The sequence below is a fragment of the Agromyces tardus genome, from assembly GCF_003710805.1.
Taxonomy (GTDB): Bacteria; Actinomycetota; Actinomycetes; order Actinomycetales; family Microbacteriaceae; genus Agromyces; species Agromyces tardus.
The window spans coordinates 40,576-63,955 of the sequence record NZ_RHHB01000004.1; the positions used below are offsets into that span (position 1 = coordinate 40,576).

General features: G+C 72.4%; 20 protein-coding genes. 13 read left to right on the forward strand and 7 right to left on the reverse strand.

Features of this window, described 5'->3' with window-relative positions; all coding sequences use genetic code 11:
• Window positions 1–38: 38 nt before the first annotated feature.
• The 3 genes from EDM22_RS04225 to EDM22_RS04235 all read right to left on the reverse strand — a co-directional run bounded on the left by EDM22_RS04225 (window position 39) and on the right by EDM22_RS04235 (window position 2,754).
• Window positions 39–1,733 (reverse strand): SulP family inorganic anion transporter, encoded by a 1,695-nt coding sequence (locus EDM22_RS04225; RefSeq protein ID WP_122935819.1) that lies wholly within the window; start codon window positions 1,731–1,733, stop codon window positions 39–41.
• Window positions 1,730–2,113 carry an ArsR/SmtB family transcription factor gene (locus tag EDM22_RS04230; RefSeq protein WP_245989179.1) on the reverse strand — a complete coding sequence of 128 codons (384 nt, stop codon included), beginning with the start codon at window positions 2,111–2,113 and terminating at the stop codon, window positions 1,730–1,732. Before EDM22_RS04230 ends, EDM22_RS04225 begins: the two co-directional genes overlap by 4 nt.
• Before the next feature lie 86 nt (window positions 2,114–2,199).
• Complete coding sequence (locus EDM22_RS04235; RefSeq protein WP_138708025.1) at window positions 2,200–2,754, reverse strand: hypothetical protein; 555 nt, start codon at window positions 2,752–2,754, stop codon at window positions 2,200–2,202.
• Window positions 2,755–3,036: 282 nt separating this feature from the next.
• Between EDM22_RS04235 and dnaK the strand changes: the two genes are divergently transcribed.
• The 6 genes from dnaK (at window position 3,037) to EDM22_RS04265 (ending at window position 10,826) form a co-directional block, all read left to right on the forward strand.
• Window positions 3,037–4,908: a molecular chaperone DnaK gene (gene dnaK / locus EDM22_RS04240; protein ID WP_122935821.1), complete on the forward strand. Its 1,872-nt coding sequence runs from the start codon at window positions 3,037–3,039 to the stop codon at window positions 4,906–4,908.
• A 2-nt stretch (window positions 4,909–4,910) separates the two neighbouring features.
• Window positions 4,911–5,564 carry a nucleotide exchange factor GrpE gene (locus tag EDM22_RS04245; RefSeq protein WP_122935822.1) on the forward strand — a complete coding sequence of 218 codons (654 nt, stop codon included), beginning with the start codon at window positions 4,911–4,913 and terminating at the stop codon, window positions 5,562–5,564.
• A 137-nt stretch (window positions 5,565–5,701) separates the two neighbouring features.
• The gene (locus EDM22_RS04250; RefSeq protein ID WP_122935823.1) at window positions 5,702–6,712 is read left to right on the forward strand and encodes a DnaJ C-terminal domain-containing protein; all 1,011 of its coding nucleotides are present in this window, start codon (window positions 5,702–5,704) and stop codon (window positions 6,710–6,712) included.
• Window positions 6,713–6,714: 2 nt separating this feature from the next.
• Window positions 6,715–7,128, forward strand: a complete 414-nt coding sequence (locus EDM22_RS04255) for a heat shock protein transcriptional repressor HspR (RefSeq protein ID WP_122935824.1) — start codon at window positions 6,715–6,717, stop codon at window positions 7,126–7,128.
• Between the two features lie 153 nt (window positions 7,129–7,281).
• A complete protein-coding gene (locus EDM22_RS04260) occupies window positions 7,282–9,771 on the forward strand; it encodes a GMC oxidoreductase (RefSeq protein WP_122935930.1) in 2,490 nt (829 codons plus the stop codon).
• A complete protein-coding gene (locus EDM22_RS04265; protein WP_122935825.1) occupies window positions 9,768–10,826 on the forward strand; it encodes an alpha/beta fold hydrolase in 1,059 nt (352 codons plus the stop codon). Before EDM22_RS04260 ends, EDM22_RS04265 begins: the two co-directional genes overlap by 4 nt.
• A gap of 63 nt (window positions 10,827–10,889) precedes the next feature.
• Here the strand turns inward: EDM22_RS04265 and EDM22_RS04270 are convergent, their stop codons facing one another.
• The 3 genes from EDM22_RS04270 to EDM22_RS04280 all read right to left on the reverse strand — a co-directional run bounded on the left by EDM22_RS04270 (window position 10,890) and on the right by EDM22_RS04280 (window position 14,513).
• Window positions 10,890–11,540, reverse strand: a complete 651-nt coding sequence (locus tag EDM22_RS04270) for a hypothetical protein (protein ID WP_122935826.1) — start codon at window positions 11,538–11,540, stop codon at window positions 10,890–10,892.
• Between the two features lie 112 nt (window positions 11,541–11,652).
• Complete coding sequence (locus tag EDM22_RS04275) at window positions 11,653–12,324, reverse strand: response regulator transcription factor (RefSeq protein WP_122935827.1); 672 nt, start codon at window positions 12,322–12,324, stop codon at window positions 11,653–11,655.
• Entirely contained in the window at window positions 12,321–14,513 is a 2,193-nt protein-coding gene (locus EDM22_RS04280) for a sensor histidine kinase (RefSeq protein WP_122935828.1), read from the reverse strand. Before EDM22_RS04280 ends, EDM22_RS04275 begins: the two co-directional genes overlap by 4 nt.
• A 169-nt stretch (window positions 14,514–14,682) precedes the next feature.
• On the opposite strand from EDM22_RS04280, the gene EDM22_RS04285 reads away from it, so the two are divergent.
• From EDM22_RS04285 to EDM22_RS04310, 6 genes are all read left to right on the forward strand, one after another.
• Complete coding sequence (locus EDM22_RS04285; protein ID WP_122935829.1) at window positions 14,683–15,342, forward strand: hypothetical protein; 660 nt, start codon at window positions 14,683–14,685, stop codon at window positions 15,340–15,342.
• Window positions 15,343–15,453: 111 nt separating this feature from the next.
• Complete coding sequence (locus EDM22_RS04290; RefSeq protein WP_122935830.1) at window positions 15,454–16,608, forward strand: class I SAM-dependent methyltransferase; 1,155 nt, start codon at window positions 15,454–15,456, stop codon at window positions 16,606–16,608.
• Window positions 16,609–16,617: 9 nt separating this feature from the next.
• Window positions 16,618–19,272: an adenylate/guanylate cyclase domain-containing protein gene (locus tag EDM22_RS04295; RefSeq protein WP_122935831.1), complete on the forward strand. Its 2,655-nt coding sequence runs from the start codon at window positions 16,618–16,620 to the stop codon at window positions 19,270–19,272.
• 52 nt (window positions 19,273–19,324) lie between these two features.
• Window positions 19,325–19,621 carry an ATP-dependent Clp protease adapter ClpS gene (gene clpS, locus EDM22_RS04300; RefSeq protein WP_212591886.1) on the forward strand — a complete coding sequence of 99 codons (297 nt, stop codon included), beginning with the start codon at window positions 19,325–19,327 and terminating at the stop codon, window positions 19,619–19,621.
• A gap of 10 nt (window positions 19,622–19,631) precedes the next feature.
• Entirely contained in the window at window positions 19,632–20,126 is a 495-nt protein-coding gene (locus tag EDM22_RS04305) for a DUF2017 family protein (RefSeq protein ID WP_122935833.1), read from the forward strand.
• A 68-nt stretch (window positions 20,127–20,194) separates the two neighbouring features.
• Window positions 20,195–21,349, forward strand: a complete 1,155-nt coding sequence (locus EDM22_RS04310) for a DUF998 domain-containing protein (protein ID WP_122935834.1) — start codon at window positions 20,195–20,197, stop codon at window positions 21,347–21,349.
• A 63-nt stretch (window positions 21,350–21,412) separates the two neighbouring features.
• On the opposite strand, the gene EDM22_RS04315 is transcribed toward EDM22_RS04310, so the two are convergent.
• Entirely contained in the window at window positions 21,413–21,808 is a 396-nt protein-coding gene (locus EDM22_RS04315; protein ID WP_245989180.1) for an SHOCT domain-containing protein, read from the reverse strand.
• A gap of 239 nt (window positions 21,809–22,047) precedes the next feature.
• Between EDM22_RS04315 and EDM22_RS04320 the strand changes: the two genes are divergently transcribed.
• Window positions 22,048–23,373: an ion channel protein gene (locus tag EDM22_RS04320; RefSeq protein WP_122935836.1), complete on the forward strand. Its 1,326-nt coding sequence runs from the start codon at window positions 22,048–22,050 to the stop codon at window positions 23,371–23,373.
• Window positions 23,374–23,380 lie beyond the last annotated feature (7 nt).

Below are 23,380 nucleotides of genomic sequence, written 5' to 3' on the forward strand. Positions count from 1 at the left end.
CCGGCCGCCGGCGTGCGTGAAGCCGGATGCCGCGGGCGTCAGCGCGTCGCGGCCGCCCGCCGCACGTGGCTGCGCGCGTGCTCGACGGCGGGCGGGAGCTCCTCGAACAGGTGGTTCTGGTGCCGCAGCGAGGCGATCGCCCCGACGCGGGTCACGAGCCGCAGGTGCCGGGTCTGGATGCCCTTGACGAGCACGGTCACCCCGCGTCGCTCGAGCGCCTGGATGAGCTCGTTGATCACCTGGGCGCCGGTCGCGTCGAGGATCTGGAGCTGCGACATCCGGATGATGACGACCTCGACCCCGCGGATGTCGCCGACGCGCTCGAGCATGCGCTCGGCCGCCCCGAAGAACAGTGCCCCCTCGAGGCGGAACAGGGCGATCCGCTCGTCGCCGGGCTCGGCGGGCCCGGGCAGCTCCTCGCGGTGCACGCCGCTCGAGCGCGCGAGCGCGCGGAGCGCGAAGAACGCGGCCACGGCGATGCCGATGAGCACCGCGTAGATGAGGTCGAAGCTCACCGTGATGATCGCGGTCACGATGAAGACGATCGCGTCGGAGCGGGTCGAGCCCACGACGGTGCGGATCGTGGCGACCGAGATCATGCGGGTCGACGTGACCATGAGCACGCCCGCGAGGGCGGCGAGCGGGATGACCGCGACGACGGTTGCCCCGACGGCCACGACGCCCGCGAGCAGCAGTGCGTGCACGATCGCGGCGACACGGGTGCGCCCGCCGGAGCGCACGTTCACCGCCGTGCGCGCGATGGCGCCGGTGGCGGGCATGCCCCCGAAGAAGGCGGATGCCACGGAGGCGAGTCCCTGCCCGACGAGCTCGCGATCGGCGTCGTACGGGCCGGTGTCGGAGATGGATGCCGCGACCCGCGCCGACAGCAGCGACTCGATCGCCGCGAGCGCCGCCACCGTCAGGGCCGGACCGAGCAACGGCGCGACGGCGTCCCACGACAGGGTCGGGAGGGTCGGCGCCGGCAGGCCGGTCGGCAGCTCGCCGATCGTCGCGACGGGGAGCTGCAGGAGCGCCGCGACCGCGGTGACGAGCACGATGGCGATGATCGACCCCGGCAGCATGCGGTGGATGCGCGGCGCGAGGAGCATGACGACGGCGACCACGGCGACGATGCCGAGCGACCACGCGACCTCGGGCCAGCTCACGGTCGAAAGGGACTGCAGCGCGGCGACGATGGCGTGCGTGCTCTCGCCCGGCGTCGTGCCGAGTGCGGCCGGCACCTGCTGCAGGAAGATGATGACCGCGATGCCGAGGGTGAACCCCTCGATCACGGGCCACGGGATGTAGGTGACGGCGCGTCCGAGCCGCAGCGCGCCGGCGGCCACGACCATCACCCCCGCGAGCAGTCCGACCGTCGCGAGCGCGCCGACGCCGTTGGCCGCGATGATCGGGCCGAGCACCACGACCATGGCGCCCGTGGGCCCGGACACCTGCACGTTCGATCCGCCGAAGACCGCCGCGACCACGCCCGCGATGATCGCGGTGACCAGGCCGCTGGCGGCGCCGGCGCCCGAGCTCACGCCGAACGCCAGTGCGAGCGGCAGCGCGACGATGCCGACGGTGACGCCGGCGACGAGGTCGCCCTTCCACGTGCGCCGCAGGTCGCGGTAGTCGGATGCCGCGGGCGCGAGGCTGCGCACGTAGGCAGCGGCCCTGCCCGCCGGCGACGGGGTGGCGGGGGTCGGCGCCGCGGGGGTCGCGGCTCCGCTCACGGCGCGACCTCGGCGGCGGGGACGCCGGCTGGGAGCTCGGGCAGCCCGCCGCGGTCGACGAGCTGGCGATGCGTGGTCTCGAGGATCTCGCCGAGCAGGGCGCGGGCGACGCGGAGCAGGTCGGCGACCTGCGGATAGGCGAGGCGGTAGTACACGAGGCTGCCGCGGCGATCGGATTCGACCAGCCGATTGCGGCGCAGCACGGCGAGGTGCTGCGAGAGGTGCGACGCCTCGAGGGAGGTCGCGTCGAGCAGCTCGGAGACGGAGGCCTCGGGGGCCGCCGAGAGCACCTCGAGGATGCGGATGCGGATCGGGTGCGAGAGCCCCTTGAAGAGGCCGGCCTTCACCTCGTAGAGGGGGCGGTCGGAATCGGTCAGCACGCGAGCGCCTCCTGCGGGTTTACGGATTGATGAAATCATCATACCGCGAGCGCCCGAGCCTCAGGCACCTGCGCGGCATCCGCGGATCAGACGCCGGGCCGGATCCACTCCGCGAACGTGGGCGCGCTCACGAAGGTCACGGTGTCGTCGTCGACGACCACGATCGGGGCGAGGCCGTTGCCGGGGTCGACCGGCCCGGTCCAGGCGCCGGGAACCGGGTCGTCGGTCTGCGTGTAGCCCGCCGCCGCGAGCGCGTTCGTCCAGGCCGTCGCGTCACCGGCGACCATCGCCTGGCGGACGTCGAGGATGATGTCCGACTGCGGCTTGCCCCACGAGCAGACGAGGCCGCCCTGCTCGGCGATCTGCCCGGCGATCGTGTCGGTCGCGGAGGACTCGCGCGGCACGAGTCCGTCGGCCTCGAGCTTGGTGTACGCGTCCGCCGTCAGCACGTCGTCGCACGTGGCGCCGGCAGTCGGCTCCTCGCTCGGCATCGCGGTCGCGGGTTCGGGCGAGGATGACCCCGCCGGCGCCGACGACGCGGTGTTGGTGGGGGCGTCGCCGCCGCCGGCGCAGCCGGTGAGCCCGAGGGCGAGGATCATGGCCGCGGCGGCGAGGGCGCGCGCAGCGTGGGTTCGAGTCATGCGCTTACGGTAACGGCCACGGGGCGCAACACGACACCGGGAGTCGACCCACCGCGGGATCGAGATGGGGACACTGGAAACGCGCTGTGAGTTGAGTCGGGTGCGCTCAAGTTTCGAGTCGGCAACTTGACACCGTTCAGGGCCGCTGGAACACTTGAGCCATCGGGACTCAAGTCTCGAAGAACATGACTTCGGTCGCAGGCCCGCAAGGCCGGGCCGACCGTCGAGGGGCACACGCGGCATCCGGTCGCCTGACACCCCCGGCAGAAGGAGAAATCACACATGTCACGTGCAGTCGGTATCGACCTGGGCACCACCAACTCGGTCGTGAGCGTGCTCGAGGGCGGCGAGCCCGTCGTCATCGCGAACGCCGAGGGCTTCCGCACCACCCCCTCGGTGGTCGCGTTCACGAAGGACGGCGAGGTGCTCGTCGGCGAGACGGCCAAGCGCCAGGCCGTCACCAACGTCGACCGCACGATCTCGTCGGTCAAGCGCCACATGGGCACCACCTGGACCCAGGAGATCGACGGCAAGAAGTACACGCCGCAGGAGATCTCGGCGCGCATCCTGCAGAAGCTCAAGCGCGACGCCGAGCAGTACCTCGGCGACACCGTGACCGACGCGGTCATCACCGTGCCGGCGTACTTCAACGACGCCGAGCGCCAGGCCACGAAGGAGGCCGGCGAGATCGCGGGCCTCAACGTGCTGCGCATCATCAACGAGCCCACCGCGGCGGCGCTCGCCTACGGCCTCGACAAGGGCAAGGAGGACGAGCTCATCCTCGTCTTCGACCTCGGCGGCGGCACGTTCGACGTCTCCCTCCTCGAGGTGGGCAAGGACGACGACTTCTCGACCATCCAGGTGCGCGCGACCGCCGGCGACAACCGCCTCGGCGGCGACGACTGGGATCAGCGCATCGTCGACTGGCTCGTCAAGCGCTTCAAGGACTCGACGGGCGTCGACGTCTCGAACGACAAGATCGCGAAGCAGCGCCTCAAGGAGGCCGCCGAGCAGGCCAAGAAGGAGCTGTCGTCGAGCATGTCGACGAGCATCCAGCTGCCCTACCTGTCGCTCACCGAGAACGGCCCCGCGAACCTCGACGAGACGCTCACCCGCGCCCAGTTCGAGAACATGACGAGCGACCTGCTCGACCGCACCAAGAAGCCCTTCGAGGACGTCATCCGCGAGGCCGGCATCAAGGTCGGCGACATCGCGCACGTCGTGCTCGTGGGTGGATCGACGCGCATGCCCGCCGTCTCCGAGCTCGTCAAGAAGGAGACCGGCAAGGAGCCCAACAAGGGCGTGAACCCCGACGAGGTCGTCGCCGTCGGCGCCGCCCTGCAGGCGGGCGTCCTCAAGGGCGAGCGCAAGGACGTGCTGCTCATCGACGTCACCCCCCTGAGCCTCGGCATCGAGACCAAGGGCGGCATCATGACCAAGCTCATCGAGCGCAACACGGCCATCCCCACCAAGCGCAGCGAGACCTTCACGACCGCCGACGACAACCAGCCGTCGGTCGCCATCCAGGTCTTCCAGGGCGAGCGCGAGTTCACCCGCGACAACAAGCCGCTCGGCACGTTCGAGCTCACCGGCATCGCACCGGCGCCCCGCGGCATCCCGCAGATCGAGGTCACCTTCGACATCGACGCGAACGGCATCGTGCACGTGTCCGCCAAGGACAAGGGCACCGGCAAGGAGCAGTCGATGACCATCACGGGCGGCTCGTCGCTCGCGAAGGAGGACATCGAGCGCATGGTGCGCGACGCCGAGGAGCACGCGGCCGACGACAAGAAGCGCCGTGAGTCCGCGGAGACGCGCAACCAGGCCGAGCAGCTCGTCTACTCGATCGAGAAGCTCATCCGCGAGAACGACGAGAAGCTCCCGGGCGACGTGAAGTCCGAGGTGCAGGGCGACGTCGACGCGCTGAAGACCGCGCTCGCCGGAGACGACGACGAGGCCGTGAAGACCGCGTTCGACAAGCTCTCGCAGTCGCAGGGCAAGCTCGGCGAGGCGATCTACGCCCAGGGGCAGCAGGCCGAGGCCGCAGCCGCCGCGGGCGAGGACGCCACCCCGTCGGGCGCCGAGGGCGGGGCCGAGTCCGATGAGGACGTGGTCGACGCCGAGGTGATCGACGACGAGGACGAGAAGAAGTAATCATGGCCTCCGACGAGAACCGGAACAACGAGGAGCCGGTCATCCGCGACAAGCGGCGGATCGACCCCGAGACGGGTGAGGTTCGCCAGCCGACGCCTGAGGCCGAAGGGGCGCCCGCGGAGGGCGCCCCCGAGGCCCCCGAGGCCGGCGGGGCTGCGGATGCCGCGGCATCCGGCACCGACGACGAGGACGTGCTCACCGTCGACGACATCCTGAACGCGGCCCAGGCCGAGGTGCAGGAGCCGAGCGACGAGCACCTCGCGGACCTCAAGCGGGTCACCGCCGAGTACGCGAACTACCGCCGCCGCACCGAGGCGAACCGCGAGATCGAGCGCGAGCGCGCGGTCGGCGCGGCCGTCGCCGTGCTGCTGCCGGTGCTCGACGACCTCGACCGTGCCGAGAAGCACGGCGACCTCGAGGGCGACGCCCCGTTCGCCACGATCGCGGCCAAGCTGCGCGCGGCCACGGCCAAGCTCGGGCTCACGCCGTTCGGCGAGATCGGCGAGCCGTTCGATCCGCAGCGGCACGAGGCGATCTTCCAGCAGCCGTCCGACGAGGTCGAGGTCGAGACGGTCGCCGACGTCGTCGAGACGGGCTACCTGCTCGGCGGCACCATGCTGCGCGTCGCGAAGGTGGTCGTGAAGACCCCGCAGTGACGACTCCGCCGATCGAGTAGCGCCGCCCGCAGGGTGACGCGCATCGAGACCCGACACGAGGTCCCGATACGCGTCCGGCTCCGCCGGGCGCTACTCGACCGGCGACATATCCGGCAGACTCGAGAAAGGAGGCGCCGATGGCCAGTCAGGATTGGTTCGACAAGGACTTCTACGCGATCCTCGGCGTCTCGAAGGACGCGAGCGACGCCGACATCAAGAAGGCCTACCGCAAGCTCGCCCGCAAGTACCACCCCGACCAGAACCCCGGCGACGCGGCTTCCGAGGCGAAGTTCAAGGAGCTGAGCGAGGCGCACTCCGTGCTCGCCGACCCCGAGGAGCGCAAGGAGTACGACGCCATCCGCGCCATGGGCTCGGGCGCCCGCTTCACCGCGCCCGGCGGCGGCGGCGGGGCCGGCGGCTTCGAGGACGTCTTCGGCAACATGTTCGGCGGCGGCGCGGGTCGCGGCGGCGGAACCCAGTACACGTTCCGCCAGGGCGGAGGCGGCGACTACGACGACCTGCTCGGCGGCCTGTTCGGCAGCGGCCGCTTCGGCCAGACCACGGGCGGCTACCGCGGCTTCGGCGGGCCGACGAGGGGGCGCGACGTCACGGCGTCGACGACGCTCGACTTCCTCACCGCCACCCAGGGCGACCGCATCACGCTGCAGACCTCCGAGGGTCGCGAGATCACCGTGAACGTGCCCGCCGGCGTCGCCGACGGGCAGAAGATCCGGCTGCGCGGCAAGGGCCACCCCTCGCCCGACGGCGGCGAGCCCGGCGACATCGTGCTCACCGTCACGGTGCGCAAGCACCCGGTCTTCGAGCGCGACGGCCTCAACCTGCGCGTCACGGTGCCGGTGACCTTCGCCGAGGCCGCCCTCGGCGCCACGATCCAGGTGCCCACCCTCGGCGGCGAGCCCGTGAAGCTCAAGATCGCACCGGGAACCCCGAGCGGCCGCGTGCTGCGGGTCAAGGGGCGGGGCGTGCACACCAACAAGGGCACGGGCGACCTGCTCGCCGTCGTGCAGGTCGCCGTGCCGTCGCACCTGTCGAAGGACGCCGAGGAGAAGCTGCGCGAGTTCGTCTCCGAGCTGCCCGACGAGAACCCGCGCGACGACCTGCTCGCCAAGGCGAGGCGCTCGTCGTGAGCATGAACGAGGCGAGCCCGCTGTTCGTGATCTCGGTCGCGGCCGAGCTCGCGGGGATGCATCCGCAGACCCTGCGGCAGTACGACCGGCTAGGGCTCGTCTCGCCCACCCGCACGGCGGGCAAGTCGCGCCGGTACTCCATGCGCGACGTCTCGCAGCTGCGCGAGATCGCCCAGCTCTCGAGCGAGGGCGTGAGCCTCGAGGGGATCCGCCGCGTGCTCGGCCTCGAAGACCGGGTGGCGGAGCTCGAGCAGCGCGTCCGCGAGCTCGAGGGCGCGCTCGCCGACGAGATGCTGAACCGCCCGGGTCGCCGCGTGTTCGCGGCGGGAGCCGCGGGCGACGTGGTCTCGATGCGCGCCGGCACCCGCGTGCGGCGCGAGAACGCCATCGTCGTCTGGCGTCCGCTCGAACGCTGAGCGCGCTCCGCGATCGGGCCGTGACGCCGCCCCAGTCCGGGGGTGAACGGCCCGGCGCCGCCCCGAACCGGGCCGGATCGCATTGTGCGGCCGGGCGGTCGGTGGGACGATGAGGCATCCTCTGCGCAGCATCCGTCTTGTGTGGGAGCGTCCATGGCCGCATCGTCCGAGCCCGCAACGTCCGTCGCCGAGAGTGCATCCGGCACGCCCGAGTACGTCGACGCGGTCGTGATCGGCTCCGGTTTCGGCGGCTCCGTGACCGCGTACCGGCTCGCCGAGGCCGGACGATCCGTCATCCTCATGGAACGCGGACACGCGTACCCGCCGGGCACGTTCGCGCGCACGCCGATCGAGTTCGCCGAGAACTTCTGGTCGCCCGCCGACGAGCTCTACGGGCTCTTCGAGACGTGGAGCTTCCGGGGCCTCGAGGGACTCGTCTCGTCGGGCCTCGGCGGCGGCTCGCTCATCTACGCGAACGTGCTGCTGCGCAAGGACCCGGAGTGGTTCGTGCACGACTCGCCCCTCCCGGGCGGGGGGTACGAGAACTGGCCGATCGGCCGCGAGGACCTCGACCCGTACTACGACCGCGTCGAGCGGATGCTGGATGCGACGCCGTACCCGTACCACGACACCCCGAAGACCGAGACGTTCGCCCTCGCCGCGAAGGCCGCGGGGCACGAGCCGTTCCGGCCGCCGCTCGCGGTGACGTTCACCGGCCGGGACGGCGAGCTCGGCGGGTACCTGCCGATCGAGCCGAAGCCGTACGGCAACATCCACGGCCGCATGCGCTACACGTGCGCCCTGTCGGGCGAGTGCGACATCGGCTGCAACTCCGGCGCGAAGAACTCGCTCGACCACACCTACGTGTCGGCCGCAGCGCACCACGGCGCCGACGTTCGCACGCTGCACGAGGTGCGCGGCTTCCGTCCGGTCGACGGCATGTGGGAGGTGCGGTACCGCCGGCATCGCCCGAACGAGGGTCCCCCCGTCGAGGGCACGGTGCGCGCCGCGCGGGTGGTGCTCGGCGCCGGCACATTCGGTTCCACCTACCTGCTGCTGAAGAACCGCGCCTCGCTGCCCGGTCTCTCGCCGGCCCTCGGCAGCCGGTTCTCGGGCAACGGCGACCTGCTCGGCTTCCTCATGGGCGCGAAGGAGCAGATCGACAAGGTGGCCAGGGCGCGCCGCATCACGGGCAGCCGCGGACCCGTGATCACGAGCGCGATCCGCATCGGCGACCGCGTCGACGGCGACGGCAGCGCCGGGCGCGGCTACTACGTGCAGGAGGCCGGCTACCCGGGCTTCCTCAACTGGATGATCGAGACCGCGCAGCTGAAGTCGGTCGTGTCCCGGTCGACGCGCGTCGCCCTGCGGATGCTCGCGAACCGACTGAGCATGCGGGGCGAGTCGAACATCTCGGGCGACCTCGCGAACGTGCTCGGCCGCACCGCACTGTCGACGAGCTCGCTGCCGGTGCTCGGCATGGGGCGCGACGTTCCCGACGGGAAGATGTACCTCGACCGCGGCCGTCTCGCCGTCGACTGGACCACGACGACGTCGATCGACTACTTCGCGGCGATGCGCGAGACGATGTCGAAGTTCGCCGAGGAGCTCGGCGCGAAGTACGTCGACAACCCGCTGTGGTGGGCGAAGCGCGTCATCACGGTGCATCCGCTGGGCGGGGCGCCCATGGGGCGCAACCACTTCGAGGGCGTCGTCGACGAGTGGGGCGGGGTGTTCGGGCATCCGGGTCTCTCCGTCGTCGACGGCGCGGCGATGCCCGGCCCCGTCGGCCCCAACCCGTCGCTCACGATCGCGGCGTTCGCGGACCGGGCGGCCGACCACGCACTCGAGCAGTGGCCGAAGTCCCGCCGGCGCCGCCGGCGCACCGACGCGACGCAGCCCGCCACGGGCGCATCGCAACCGACCGGAGGGATGTCGCCCATGGACGCGAACGCAGCGGAGCAGCCCGGGCCGGGCGGACCGAGCGGGAACGGCGCCGTCGCGACATCCGTCGCCTTCACCGAGCAGATGAAGGGGTTCTTCGTGCTCGGCCAGGGCGAGCCGCGATCCGCCGCGCAGGATGCGCGCGTACGCGACGAGCGCATGATGTTCGAGCTCACGATCACGGCGCCCGACATCGACGAGTTCGTCTCGGGCGACGCGCACGAGGGCACCGCGAGCGGATACCTCGAATCCGACGCGCTCGGCGGGCGACTCGAGGTCGAGCGCGGCTGGTTCAACCTGTTCGTGCTGGCGGGCCACGAAGAGGACCGCCTCATGAAGTACCGCCTCTGGCTGACGACCGAGGGCGGCTCGCCCGTCACCTTCGTGGGCTACAAGGAGGTGCGCGACGACCCCGGGTTCGACCTCTGGGAGGACACCACCACGCTCTTCGTGCAGGTGCTCGACGGGCACGTGCCGCCCGGCACGGATGTCGCGGCCACGGGCCTGCTCGACCCGGACGACCCGTCCGTGCTCGGCGCCGGCGTGCTGCGGATCAAGCCGCTCGACTTCGCCGAGCAGATGACGACGTTCACCACGACCGGACCGGGCGGCGCGCAGGCGATCGCCCGGTTCGGCGGGCTCTTCCTCGGCAAGCTCTGGAGCACCTACGGACGGCTGGCACGAGCGGAGGACGCATGACCGTCGAGACCCCGACGCCGCGCACGACGCGCGACGACCAGCACACCGAGCACATCCCGTTCCTGGCCGACGACGGCCAGTACCTCACGATGCTGCACGTCGAGAATCCCGCGATCACGCCCACGCGGGGCCCCGTGCTGCTCGTGCACGGGGCGGGCGTGCGCGCCGAGATCTTCCGCCCGCCGATCCCGCGCACGCTCGTCGACGCGCTGCTCGACGACGGCTTCGACGTCTGGATGCTCAACTGGCGGGCGTCGATCGACCTCGAGCCCGTGGCGTGGACCCTCGACGACGCCGCGGTGTACGACTACCCGGCCGCAGTGCGGCTCGTGCGCGAGCGCACGGGCGCCGACACGGTCAAGGCCTTCGTGCACTGCCAGGGCTCCACGTCGTTCACGATGTCGGCCATCTCGGGGTTGCTGCCCGACGTGTCGACGATCGTCACGAACGCGGTGTCGCTGCACACGGTGCTGCCCGCCGGGTCGCGGTTCAAGATCCTCGGGCTCGCGCCCACCATCGAACGGATGTCGCCGACGCTCTCGCCGCGGTGGGGGTACATGTCGGAGGGTCCGTTCTCGCGGCTCCTGCGGGCGTGGGTCACGGCGACGCATCCGGAGTGCGACAACCCCGTGTGCGCCATGGTGAGCTTCACCTACGGCAGCGGTCACCCCGCGCTGTGGGCGCACCGCAACATCGACGCCGCCACGCACGACTGGATCACCGGCGAGTTCGCGGGCGCCCCGATGACGTTCTTCATGCAGATGCGCGAGTGCGTGCGCGCCGGGCACCTCGTGCCCGCCGGCACGGCACCCGGAGTGCTCCCCGACCTCCTGGCGCGCCCGAGGACCGACGCGCGCTTCGTCTTCATCGCGGGGGAGGACAACCGCTGCTTCCTCGTCGAGAGCCAGCAGCGCAGCTTCGACCACTTCGATGCGCTGGCGCCGGGGAAGCACGCGCTGCACCGCATCCCGGGCTACGGGCACCTCGACGTGATCTTCGGTGCGAACGCGTGGCGCGACACGCATCCGATCATCGTGGACGAGTTGCGGCGCTGAGGCGTCGGGGTCTCGAGACGGGCGCGGGCGCCCTCCTCGACCTGCACAATCGGGCAGACGCTGCTAGCGACCCCAGGCCGACGGGGGTGCCTCGACGACCGGCACGGGCGTGGTGGTCCAGTTGGCGCCGTAGCCGTAATGGCTCGTCGCCCACGGCGACGCCCAGATCGCCTGGGCGGTGCGCTCGGCGGAGCTGCCGTCGGCGAGGCCCGCGGCGATGTCGGCGTACACCGACCGCTGCAGGTTCTCGGCCGCGTAGTATGCCGCGGTGTCGAGGGTGTCGTAGCTGCCGAGGCCGCTGCCGCCGCCCGAACCCTGCCCGTTGTTCATCGGGTTGTTGCGGTTGAACCAGTTGTCGGGGCCGTTCTCCTCGCGCATCCACTGCACCATGACGGTGACGTTCGCGTCGGTGAGCGGCCATCCGCCGTACACGAGCACGAGCTTCGCCCAGTCGTAGTTGGTACCGCCTGCGACGAGCGTCTGCGTGCCCGTCTCGGCGACGTACGACTCGCGCGACAGGGCGGGCGTGCTCACGTCGCCGTCGACGCGCACGTCCTGCACGTCGCCGTCGACGAATGCGCTCACCGAGGCGGCATGGGCGACGTCGACCGGCCGCTGCAGGGGCGCGATCGCGAAGGTCGCGACGATCGCGAACGTGGCCGCCGCGGAGAGCGGGGCGATGATGCGCCGAAGGATGCCGCGGGCAGGACGCATACGGCTCGCGACCCTGTGAGGTGTCGCGCGCCGCGCCCCCCGTGGTCGTCGCCTGGTGTCCCGCATCCGGGGCCGAGGGTAGCAAACCCGCCTGCGAACCGCATCCGCACCGTCAGCCGGCGGTGGCCTCGCCCCGCCCGAGCCCGGCGTCGCGGGCCTTCACGATCGCCTGCGCCCGGTCGGCGACCTGCAGTTTCGCGAAGATGTTCGACACGTTGTTGCGCACGGTCTTCGGAGACAGGAACAGTTCGTGCGCGATGGCCGGGTTGCTGCGGCCGGCGGCCACGAGGTCGAGGATCTCCCGTTCGCGACGGGTGAGCTCCGGGAACGCGCCCGCGGGATCCTCCGACACGGCGAGACGGGCGAAGTAGGCGCCGATCCGCTGGGCGACGCCCGGACCGAAGAGCGCCTCCCCCGCTGCCACGCCGCGTACCGCCCGCGCCACGTCGTCCTGGCGCGCCCCCTTGAGCACGTAGCCGCGCGCACCGGCGCGCATCGCCTGGAACACGGTGTCGTCGTCCTCGGCCATCGTCAGCATGAGCACGGCGAGATGCGGATGTCGCGCCGTGAGCTGCCGCGTCGCGGCGATGCCGTCGAGTACCGGCATCTGCACGTCCATCACGACGACGTCGGGCAGGAGCTCGTCGACCACGACGATCGCCTCGGCCCCGTCGGCGGCGACGCCGACGACCTCGAGGTCGGGCACCGATGAGAGCGCCTGCCCCAGTCCGTCGCGGTAGAGCGGGTGGTCGTCGACGACGACGATGCGGATCGCCTCGGTCATGCCGCGACCTCCTTCGTCGGGATGGGCGGGGCGCCACTGTCGCCCTGCATGCCTCCGCGCCCCTCGCCCACGGCCTCGGGAACGATCGGCAGCGTCGCCCGCACCTCGGTCCCTCCGTCCGGCCCCGCCCCGATGCTCCACGCGCCGCCGAGCTCGACCGCGCGCCGACGCTGCGAGCCGAGGCCCGAGCCCGAGCCGGCGCCAGAATCGGATCCGGCCGGCTCCGTCGCATCCGTGTGCCCGCGGCCGGTGCCACGCCCGTCGTCGGCGACGACGAGTTCGACCTCGTCGCCCCGATCGCCGAGTCGCGCGGTGACGCGCGCCTGGCGGGCGTCGGCGTGCCGCACGACGTTCGTGAGCGCCTCCGAGGCGATGCGGTACACGGCGACCTCGACCGCCGCGGGCAGGCTGTCGGGCAGGTCGAGGTCGGCGCGGATCTCGAGGTCGCTGCCCGCCGACAGCCGCTCGCACTGCTGCGCGATGGCGCCCGCGAGTCCGAGCTCCGCGAGCGCGGCAGGGCGCAGGTCCTGCGCGATGCGGCGCACCTCGTCGACCGCGCGGCTCGCATCCGCCGCCGCGGCGTCGATGAGCCGCCGCGCCTCGTCGGGCTCGGTGTCGAGGCGGACGGCGGCGGCGTCGAGCCGCAGCGTGATCCCCGCGAGCATCGGGCCGAGGCCGTCGTGCAGCTCGCGGCGCATCCGACGGCGCTCGTCCTCGCGAGCCGTGACGAGCCCGGTTCGGATGCCGCGCAGCTCCGTGTTCGCGTCGCTCGCGCTCACCGCGGCGACGGCCTGGCGGATCACGTCGTCGAGAAGGCGCCGGTCCCGCGCCGAGAACCGCGGACGCCGGGCAGGCGCCATCGCGAGGGTGCCGATCGTGCGGTCGCGGTAGCGCACCGGTTCCGCCACCACCGTGGCCGCGGCATCCGCTGCACCGTGCTCGGCCACGAGCTCGCCGTCGCCCGCGCGCTCGAGCGAGATGCGCACGTACGGAGTCAGGAAGGCCCGCCCGATGGTCTCGGCGACGGCCGCGAGCTGGCCCTCGCTCGTCTCGGCGGCCTCGAGGTGCTCGGCGAGGCCCGCCATCACCTCGTACGGCTCCTCGCGCTCGCCCGAGACGAGCCGGGCCACCGCGCGACGCAGCCGCCGACGGAACGGCAGGTAGAGCGCCGCCACGATCGCGGCCGCCGCGATCGCCACCGGGCCGGCGCCGAGCGAGGCGCCGACCGCCGCGGCGAGCAGCAGGTCGGCCACGACGAACGCCGCGACGAGGAGCGCCGAGAGCAGCGTCCAGCCGAGCAGGCCGTCGATATCGTAGAGCCGGTAGCGCGTGATCGCGATCACGATCGACGCCGAGAACGCCCCGATGCCCACGGTGAGCAGCAGGTTGGCTCCCTCGGAGGGCAGGACCACCCAGCTGAGCACCGCGAACACCACGACGATCGACGCCCAGAGCAGCCAGCGCAGCTGTGCGCGCAGCGCGTCGTCGGCGCCCGACCGCCGGTGCAGCACCACGGCGAGCGCCGCCGCGAGGCCCGGCACGAGGGCGATGCGGGCGATCGTGAGCGCGACCGGCCACACCCCGGGCGCGAGCTGCAGTTCGACGGGGGCGGTGACGAGGCCGGCGAGCAGCGGGTCGAGGGGTTCGCCCTCCTGCGCGACGAGCTCCGCCGCGGGCGCGACCATGAGCGCGAGCGGCAGCAGCGACGTCGCGGCGATCGATCCGATCGCGACCCGGCGCCATCCCCCGCGGGGGAGCCGGCCGTCGGGGAACAGCACGAGGATGACGGGGATCGCCGTGAGCAGCCAGGCCCCGAACCGTCCGTACCACCAGAACGCGGCGGCGGCGCCGGGTGCCCCGGGCAGCAGCGCGACCGACGCGTTGACCCACGAGGCGGCGAGTCCGTCGAGGCACCAGAGCACGCCGTAGCCGAGCAGGGCGACGGCGATCGGATGCCACGGCAGTCGTGCGAGCAGCAGCGCCCCCGGGATCGCGAGCGCGAGCCCCGGCAGCACGCCGGTCCACCCCGCAGCGACGGGCTGGGGTGCCCCGCCGGCCCAGAGCGCGATGTCGAGTACGACGGCGATCACGGATGCCGCGGCGGCGAGCACGAAGAGCGCGACCGCGGTCGCGCGGGCCGCTGCCGCCGCGCGCGTCGGGGGCGGCGCGGGGGCGGCCGGCGTCGTCATCCCGCCATGATCGCACGCGGCCCGGCGCCGCCGGCAGGGACCGGTGTCCCGGGTTCCGGCGGGACATCGCCGGGCACACGAGGGGACGACAATCCCTGCCGCGGCGATCGTGCCGCGAGGAGCATCGTTCCCGGCGAATCCGCCGAACGACGCTCGAAGGGAACCGACCATGACCGCCGCCTCGACCACCGCGACGACCGACTCCACCCACTCCACCCCGGCGCCGAAGCCCGCGCCGCGCCTTGCACCGCAGCCGCGCGTCACGACGAAGGGGGTGCGCCTGGCCGGCATCGGCCTCGCGGTGGGCAGCCTCGTGTGGGCGTCGACCCTCGCCTTGTTCGGCCCGCAGAGCGAATCCGCTTTCGGCACGATGATGGGCGACCTCGGCGGCCTCCTCTTCCAGTTGGGCCTGTTCGGCCTGCTCGCGGTGCAGGAGCGCACGTTCGCGACCGGGCCGAAGCGCTTCTGGAAGGTCGCCTTCGTCGTCGAGCGGGTGCTGCTCGCGCTCGCCGCAGCGTGGTCGCTGCTGCACGCGTTCTGGCCGTCGCTGGCGATCCTCCCGATCCTCGACCTGTTCTGGCCGCTCTCGATGGTCGGCATGTTCGTCATCGGCATGGCGATCCTCGTGAAGGGCCGCTGGACGGGGGCGCTGCGCATCTGGCCCGCGATCGCCGAGAGCTGGGCCGTCGTGTGCGTGCCCGCGCTCGCGATCTTCGGCCCGGCGGTGGGCTCGTGGCTCCCCGCGACGCACCTGCTCGTCGGCTACGTCACGCTCGGCATCCTGCTCGCGCTGCTGCCGGAGCGCACGGGCGCGGCCCGCGTCGGCTGACCCGACGCCGCTCATCGCGACGGCGGTGCCCGGCTCCGGCCGGGTGCCGCCGTGTCGCGCTGCGCGCAGCAGGGCGACGGGGCTGTGGATGCCGCGGCATAGCCTTGGGGGATGCAGTTCGACTTCGGCGCGCTCCGCCGGTTCCCCGACGTCGAGGGCGAGGGCCTCGAGGCGTCGGATGCCGCGGACCGGCTGCTCCTCGACGAGGCCGCCGTGCGGCTCGCTGCGAGCGTGCCCGGCGAGGTCGTCGCGCTCGACGACGCGTACGGCGCGCTCGCGCTCGGCGCGGTCGCGGCGGGGGCTCGTGGCATCCGCGTGCACCAGGACGCGATCACGGGAGAGCGGGCGCTCGCGGAGAACGCGCGACGGTTCGGCCTGACGGGCGACGAGCTGCCGGTGAGCCTCCCGCTCGGGCCCGAACTCGTCGCGGGAGCCCGGCTCGTGCTGCTGCGGCTGCCGCGGTCGCTCGACCGGCTCGACGAACTCGCGGGGCTCGTGGCGCAGCACGCGGCATCCGATGCGGTGCTCCTGGCCGGCGGGCGCCTCAAGCACATGTCGCTCGCGATGAACGACGTGCTCGGCGCGTGGTTCGCGCGGGTCGACGTCTCGCACGCGCGCCAGAAGTCGCGGGTGCTGACGGCGTCGGGGCCGCTGGGTCTCGAGACGCTCGCTCCTCGACCCGCACGGGATGGGGCGGCGTGGCCGCGCGCGCAGCGCGACCCGGAGCTCGGGCTCACCGTCGTCGCGCACGGCGGCGTCTTCGCGGGCACGGGCGTCGACATCGGCACGCGATTCCTGCTCAGACAGCTCGGTGCCGCGATGCCGGACGCCGCATCCGCCGTCGACCTGGCGTGCGGCTCGGGCGTCGTCGCCGCGTGGCTCGCACGGGAGCGGCCCCGGATCGTGGTGCACGCCTCCGACCGCAGTGCCGCTGCCGCGGCATCCGCCCGCCTCACCGCCGCCGCGAACGGCGTCGCCGACCGCGTGCGCGTGACGCAGGCCGACGGCCTCGAGCACCTCGCCGACGCGAGCGAGCGGCTCGTGGTGCTCAACCCGCCCTTCCACTCGGATGCCGCGCTGCACACCGGGATCGCCGCGCACCTGTTCGCCGACGCGGCCCGCGTGCTCGCGCCCGGCGGCGAGCTGTGGTGCGTCTGGAACTCGCACCTGCGCTACCGCCCGCTGCTCGAGCGCATCGTCGGCCCGACGCGCCAGATCGCGCGCAACCCGAAGTTCACCGTCACGGCATCGACCGCCACTGGTTGAATTGGTGGCATGACCACGTCGTCCCGTCTGCCGACGGGGACCGTCACCTTCCTGTTCACGGATGTCGAGGCGTCGACCCGCATGGTGCAGGCCGCCGGTGACGCGTGGCCCGGCCTGCTGTCGCAGCACGATCGCCTGCTCCGCGACGCGATCACCGGCAACGCCGGCACCGTGGTGAAGACGGAGGGTGACGGGTTCTTCGCGGTCTTCCCCTCGGCGCGCGACGCGGTGGCCGCGGCGGCGGACGCCCAGCGGAGCTTCGCCTCCCACGTCTGGCCGGACGGCCGGCGCCTCACGATCCGCATCGGCCTCCACACCGGACTCGGCATGCTCGGCGGCGACGACTACGTGGGCATCGACGTGCACCGGGCCGCGCGCATCGCGGCTGCCGGCCACGGCGGACAGGTCGTGCTCTCGGAGACGACCGCGGTGCTCGTCGAGCGCGACCTGCCCGCCGGGCTGGCGCTCCGCGACCTCGGCGCGCACCGGCTCAAGGACCTCGCGCAGTCCGAGACCATCTTCCAGCTCGACATCGCAGGACTCGACGCCGAGTTCCCGCCCCTGCGCACGCTCGACGCGGTGCCGAACAACCTTCCGCTGCAGGTCACGAGCTTCGTCGGCCGCCGGGAGGACCTCGCGCGCGCCCTGTCCCTGCTCGAGGCGTCCCGCGTGCTCACGATCACCGGCACCGGCGGCACGGGGAAGACCCGGCTCGCCCTCCAGGTCGGTGCCGAGGTCGGCGGCAGGTTCCGCGACGGTGTGTTCTTCGTCGACCTCTCGCCGACCCGTGACGCCGCCCTCGTCGCCTCGCAGGTGCTCAAGGCGCTCGGCGGTGCGGCTGCCTCGGGCAGGCGACCGCCGCGCGACGCGCTCCTCGAGCGACTGGGAGAACGCGAGGTGCTCCTCATCCTCGACAACTTCGAGCAGGTGATGGCGGCCGCGCCGCTCGTGGCCGAGCTCGTCCGCGTGTCGCCCGGGTCGAGGTTCGTCGTGACGTCGCGAGGGCCGTTGCGGATCACGGCCGAGCAGGAGATGCCCCTCGAACCGCTGGGGGTGCCCGAGCGGCTCGATCCCGAATCTGCGGCGGGATTCGACGCCGTCGCGCTCTTCATCGAGCGCGCCATGGCGGTGCGCCCCGACTTCGCGCTGACCCCCGAGAACGCCTCGGCCGTCGCCGAGCTCGTGCGGGGGCTCGACGGGCTGCCGCTCGCCATCGAGCTCGTCGCCTCGCGGGTGCGCCTGCTTCCGGTGCCGGAGATCCTCGCGCGGCTCGATCTCGCCTCACTCGGGTCGGGCTCCGTCGACCTCCCGGAGCGGCAGCGCACGATCGAGGGCGCGATCGCGTGGAGCCACGACCTCCTGTCCGCCCCCGTGCAGGGCCTCTTCGCCCGGCTCGGGGTCTTCGCGGGCGGCGCCGACCTCGCCCAGATCGAGCGGGTGTGCTCCGATGTCGACGTCGACGTGCTGACCGGACTGGCGGAGCTGGTGGACCAGGGCCTGCTGCGGCAGGTCCCGGGGGGACCGCGGGCCCGCTTCCGGACCCTGCACGTGATCCGCGAGGTGGCGCTGCGCCGCCTGTCCGCGAGCGGGTCGGCCGACGCGGTGCAGCGCTGGCATCTCGAGGCCTTCGTCGAGTGGGCCGAGGAGATCGCACCCCACCTGCTGGGTGCGGACCGCAAGGACTGGCTCGACCGCTTCGACGCCGACCATGACAACGTGCGGTCCGCGCTGGACTGGGCATCCGCGCACGGCGAAGCCGATCTCGCGCTCCGGCTGGCCTCCGCCTCGTGGCGCTTCTGGCAGAGCCGCGGTCACCTGCTCGAGGGCCGCCGCCGCCTCGAGTCCGCCCTGGGACTGGCCGGCGGCGCCCCGGCGAACCGCGCCAGGGCGCTCGAGGCGCTCGCCGGGGTCTGCTGGTGGCAGGGGGAGATCGACGCGTGCGTGGCGCCCTATCGGGAGGCCCTGCGGATCCAGCGCGAACTCGGCGACCCTGCGGAGATCGCGAATGCCCTCTACAACCTCGCGCTCGCCGAGTCGGTCGTCGGGCCCGGCACCGCGGGAGCGGACGATGCCCGCCGGGACGTGTACGCCCTCCTGGACGAGGCCGAGGAGATCTCCCGCAGACGGGGTGACGAGAACGGCCTCGGCAACGTGGCCTGGGGCCGCGGCATCGCCATCTCCTATTTCGAGGACTACGCGCCGGCGGCCCTCGAGCAATGGCGCAGCAGCATCGAGCACTATCGTCGGGCCGGCAACGACTTCGGCACCGGCTGGGGGATGTTCGAGGTCGCGAACTTCGCGGTGCGCCATGACGACCACGAAACCGCGCGGCAGTACCTCGCGGAGGGCCTCGAGCTCTTCGCGCGGCACCGGGACGTGTCGGCCGTGGTGCTCCTGATCGCCCTGGCAGCGGGCCTCGCCCAGGCGATGGGCGACGATTCGCGCGCCGCCCGGCTGGCGGGCGCCTCCCGAGCACTGCGCGACGCGTCGGGCACCAATGTCGTCGATCACGGGATGAACCGCCTCCCCGACTTCACCCTGGGCGATCCGGAGCACCTCACCGGGGAACTCGCGGCGGCCTATCGCGAGGGCACGGAGATGGACTTCGACGCCGCCGTCGCGTACACCCTGGGCGGGGCCGGCCCGGCAGGCGATCCGGCGTGAACGGACCGACGGGGGAGGTGCGAGCGAGCCGCGAGCGTGTCAGGCTGGGGAGGTGACGTCCACGATCGAGCAGCTCGACGCCGACCTCGTCACCGACGAGGCAGTGCGTCCCGACCTGCCGTGGCAGACGATCGTGTGGGACGACCCGGTCAACCTCATGACCTACGTCACCTACGTCTTCCGCAGCTACTTCGGCTACCCCCGCGAGGAGGCCGAGCGGCTCATGCTGCAGGTGCACCACGACGGGCGTGCGGTCGTGGCATCCGGCAATCGCGAGGCGATGGAGCGGCACGCGCAGGCCATGCACGGCTACGGCCTGCAGGCCACCGTCGCGAGGGCCGAGGCGTGAGGGCCGCCTCGTGATCGTCGCGGGCCGCGAGGGCGGCGCCGACGGCGTGCGCATCGTGCTCGAGACGGAGGAGGCCATGCTGCTCTCCGAGCTCGCCGACCAGGTCGATTCGGTGCTGCTGCTCGGCGGAGACGACGACCCGGCGCTGGGCAGGCTGCTGCCGAACGCCTACCCCGACGACGCGACCAACGCACGCGACTTCGCCCGCTACACGCGCGAGAGCCTCGTCGACGGCAAGCGGCAGGCCGCGCAGTCGGTGCGCGACGCGACCGCGACCGAGCGCGGTTCCGGGATCGTCGAGATCGAGCTCGACCAGGCGCAGGCGTGGGACTGGCTCACGTTCCTCACCGACCTGCGGCTGATCCTCGCGGAGCGGGTCGGCGTGGTCGACGAGGACGCCGACGAGGCCGACGAGCAGCGCGACGACTACCTGCGCGCGGCCTACGAGTGGGCGGGCATCGTGCAGGGATCGATGCTCGAAGTGCTCGACCCGATGCAGGGGTAGCTGGCAGTCTGATCCCGACGACCCGCTCCGAGCGCCGGGGGGCGCGGCGGGCGCGGGAACGAGGAGCCATGACCAGCACGTCGAACGTCGCGCGCGGAGGCCGGCCGGTGACACTGCGGTACCTGCTGCGGCATCCGGTGGACACCGTGGAATCGCTCGAGTCATCGGCGCTCGTGGTCGGTGCGGTCGCCTTCGTGATCGGGGCGATCGCCGAGGCGCTCGTGCACTGGAACGAGCCGCTCGAGATCGCGGGCCGGGGTTCGCTCGGCGACTTCGCGGCGCTCGGCGGCGCGATCGCAGCGGTCCTCGCCTTCCTGTTCGGCCGTCTCCTCCTCGGGCGTGCGGCCGCAGAGGGCGCGCTGTTCGACCGCCTCGAGAATCCCGGCGCCCGCTTGCACTGGTTCGACGTCGTCGCGCTCGCGGTGGCGCACGGCCTCATCGCCCTGCTCGGCTGGGTGGGCACCGCCGCGGTGCTCGAACTGTCGTTCCAGGGGGCGGTGGTCTACCCGCTGCCCGCGTCGATGCTCGCCGGCGTCGCCCTCGCGCTCACGGCGTACGTGTGCTTCCTCTCGGCCGTGCGGATGACGCCGATGCTGCTCTCGCTCGTGCTCGCCGTGTTCCTCGTCTTCGGAGCGCTCGCGGCGATGCTGAGCTCGACCGATCCGCTCTGGTGGGAGAAGAACCTCAGCGCACTCGGCATGACCGACGACGTCTCCGCGCTCGCCTTCAACCTCACGCTGATCGTCGCGGGGCTGCTGGTCACCATCATCGCGCGCTACGCCACGGCGGGCCTGCCCGGCCGCACGCACGAGGAGATCCGCGGCCGCCGGCTGGTGCGCTACGGGCTCGTGCTCATCGGCGTCTTCCTCGCCTGCGTCGGGATCTTCCCGGTCGACGAGTTCTTCGCCGTGCACAACACGGTGGCGACGGGCATGGCGGTGGCCTTCGCGGTGCTCGTGATCGGGCTGCCGTGGTTCGTGCCGTCGATGCCCCGCGTCTTCCTGATCCTCGGCTACGTGTACGTCGGCGTGATCGTCGTGCTCGCGGTCTTCTTCGTCACCGGGTACTACAACCTCACCGCGGTCGAACTCGTGGCCGGCGTGCTGATCTTCAGCTGGATCATCGTGTTCCTGCGCAACACCGGCACGGCAAGGCGAGCGGATGCCGCGGTGCAGGCGGATGCCGCGGAGCCGGCGCTCGCGCCGGAGGCATCCGTCGCCTGACCCCTGCGGAACGCCGAACGGCCGGGCGCCTGCGCACCCGGCCGTTCGCGATCCAGCGCCGGATCAGGCCTGCGAGAGCGCCTTCGCCTTGATGACGTCGTACTCCTGCTGCGTGATCGTGCCCGAGTCGAGCAGCGCCTTGGCCTTGGCGATCTCGTCGGACGGGCTGGCGCTGCCGGCCGTCTGGCGGATGTACGCCTCGGTCGCCGCCTGCGCCTGCTTCGCGTCGCGCGCCGAGCGCTCGGCCATGCCGTTGCCGCGTGCGATGAGGTAGACCAGCGCGGTCAGGAACGGCACGAAGATCAGGAAGATGATCCACACCGCCTTCCACCATCCGCTGAGCTTGTGGTCGCGGAACAGGTCGCCGACGATCGCGAAGAGCGCGAACAGGTAGGCGATGAACGCGAAGCTCCAGAAGAAGAGCCAGATGATGTTCCAGAAGTTGTCCAAGAATCCCACGATTGAGCCTTTCATCAACTCTTGACGAGGGTCGATGACCGTCCCCCGGTGGTCAGGGTACTCGGCACCACTGGGGCGCGCGGGACTTTCGACTTCAGCGCGTCGCTCGGCGGCGCGATACGTTCGCCCAGCCGTTGCGCGCGTGACGTGGCCGCGGCGAGCCGCTATGTTCGCGACAACACGGTCACTGGGGGTGCGCAGTGGGAGACTCGCCGAATCAGCCACGACGGCTCGAGGAAATGAAGCTCGCCGTCCCGGAGCGAGATCCGAACGCCACGCCGCGGCGCCTGCTCCTGCTCGCGATCCCCGCGATCGCGGTCGGCATCCTCGCCGCCCTCGTGCTCTGGAGCGTCGACGCCATCGCGGGCGCGCTCGACGGCCTCCTGTGGACCACGTGGCCCGACGCCCTCGGCGTCGACCCGTCGGGGTGGTGGATCGTGCTCGTGCTCACGACCACCGGACTCGCCGTGGGGCTCGCGCTCACGTTCGTGCCGGGGCACGGCGGTCCCGACTCGGCGACCACCGAGCTCACGCCGCCCCCGATGAAGCTCAGCGCGCTGCCGGGGCTCGCGCTCGTCACGATCCTCGCGCTCGCCGGCGGCGTGAGCCTCGGCCCCGAGAACCCGGTCATCGCGATCAACGCGACGCTCATCGCCGCGATCCTCGCACGCCTGCTGCCGCAGGTCCCCGGGCAACTCGCCATGCTGCTCGCCACCTCGGCCACGATCGGCGCACTGTTCGACACCCCGGTGGCGGCGGCGCTCATCTTCACGGGGGTCGTCGCGGCCGTGAAGGCGGGCGGCTCGCTGTGGGACCGGCTCTTCCTGCCGCTCGTCTCGGCCGGCGCCGGGGCGATGACGATGCACCTGCTGGGCGCGGCCGTGTTCGCGTTCGACGTGCCGCCCTACGACTCGCCGCAGGCGATCGACCTCCTCACGGGATCGGCCGTCGCGATCGGGGCCGCGCTCGTCGGCCTCGCCGCCCTCGCCGCGTTCCCGTGGGTGTACCGCGCGTTCCACGCGATGCGGCATCCGATCATCGTCACGACTGTCGGCGGCCTCGTGCTCGGCCTCCTCGGGCTGATCGGCGGCCCCATCACGATGTTCAAGGGCCTCGAGCAGATGGGCGAACTGCTCCAGAACGCCGACGACTACGACGGCGCGCAGCTCGCCGCGATCGCCGGAATCAAGACGGTCGCGCTGCTCGTCGCGGCGAGCGCGCTGTTCCGCGGCGGCCGGGTCTTCCCCGCCACGTTCATCGGGGTCGCCCTCGGCATGCTCGGGCACGTGCTCATCCCGGGGCTCCCGCTCGGCCTCGCCGTCGCATGCGGCGTGCTGGGGCTGACGCTCGTCGTAACCCGTGACGGCTGGGTCGCCATCTTCCTCGGCGTCGCGATCGGCGGCGACATCACACTGCTGCCCGTGCTGTGCGTCGTCGTGCTGCCGGTGTGGTTGATGGTCACCGGCGCGCCCGAGTTCCGCATCCAGCCGCCGGCGCCCGCGCCGGCGGACCCGTCCGCGACTCACGCGCCGCCCGGGCCGCCCGAGGCGACCTCCGCTCGCTAGGGTCGTC

What these genes read in the sequence shown, in the direction of transcription:
- EDM22_RS04255 (WP_122935824.1), top strand. Translation starts at nt 6,715, where the DNA reads ATGAACGAGGCGAGCCCGCTGTTCGTGATCTCGGTCGCGGCCGAGCTC.
- EDM22_RS04310 (WP_122935834.1), top strand. Translation starts at nt 20,195, where the DNA reads ATGACCAGCACGTCGAACGTCGCGCGCGGAGGCCGGCCGGTGACACTG.
- EDM22_RS04320 (WP_122935836.1), top strand. Translation starts at nt 22,048, where the DNA reads ATGAAGCTCGCCGTCCCGGAGCGAGATCCGAACGCCACGCCGCGGCGC.
- EDM22_RS04235 (WP_138708025.1), bottom strand. Translation starts at nt 2,754, where the DNA reads ATGACTCGAACCCACGCTGCGCGCGCCCTCGCCGCCGCGGCCATGATC.
- EDM22_RS04280 (WP_122935828.1), bottom strand. Translation starts at nt 14,513, where the DNA reads ATGACGACGCCGGCCGCCCCCGCGCCGCCCCCGACGCGCGCGGCGGCA.
- EDM22_RS04245 (WP_122935822.1), top strand. Translation starts at nt 4,911, where the DNA reads ATGGCCTCCGACGAGAACCGGAACAACGAGGAGCCGGTCATCCGCGAC.
- EDM22_RS04295 (WP_122935831.1), top strand. Translation starts at nt 16,618, where the DNA reads ATGACCACGTCGTCCCGTCTGCCGACGGGGACCGTCACCTTCCTGTTC.
- EDM22_RS04250 (WP_122935823.1), top strand. Translation starts at nt 5,702, where the DNA reads ATGGCCAGTCAGGATTGGTTCGACAAGGACTTCTACGCGATCCTCGGC.
- dnaK (WP_122935821.1), top strand. Translation starts at nt 3,037, where the DNA reads ATGTCACGTGCAGTCGGTATCGACCTGGGCACCACCAACTCGGTCGTG.
- EDM22_RS04275 (WP_122935827.1), bottom strand. Translation starts at nt 12,324, where the DNA reads ATGACCGAGGCGATCCGCATCGTCGTCGTCGACGACCACCCGCTCTAC.
- EDM22_RS04260 (WP_122935930.1), top strand. Translation starts at nt 7,282, where the DNA reads ATGGCCGCATCGTCCGAGCCCGCAACGTCCGTCGCCGAGAGTGCATCC.
- EDM22_RS04270 (WP_122935826.1), bottom strand. Translation starts at nt 11,540, where the DNA reads ATGCGTCCTGCCCGCGGCATCCTTCGGCGCATCATCGCCCCGCTCTCC.
- EDM22_RS04290 (WP_122935830.1), top strand. Translation starts at nt 15,454, where the DNA reads ATGCAGTTCGACTTCGGCGCGCTCCGCCGGTTCCCCGACGTCGAGGGC.
- EDM22_RS04265 (WP_122935825.1), top strand. Translation starts at nt 9,768, where the DNA reads ATGACCGTCGAGACCCCGACGCCGCGCACGACGCGCGACGACCAGCAC.
- EDM22_RS04285 (WP_122935829.1), top strand. Translation starts at nt 14,683, where the DNA reads ATGACCGCCGCCTCGACCACCGCGACGACCGACTCCACCCACTCCACC.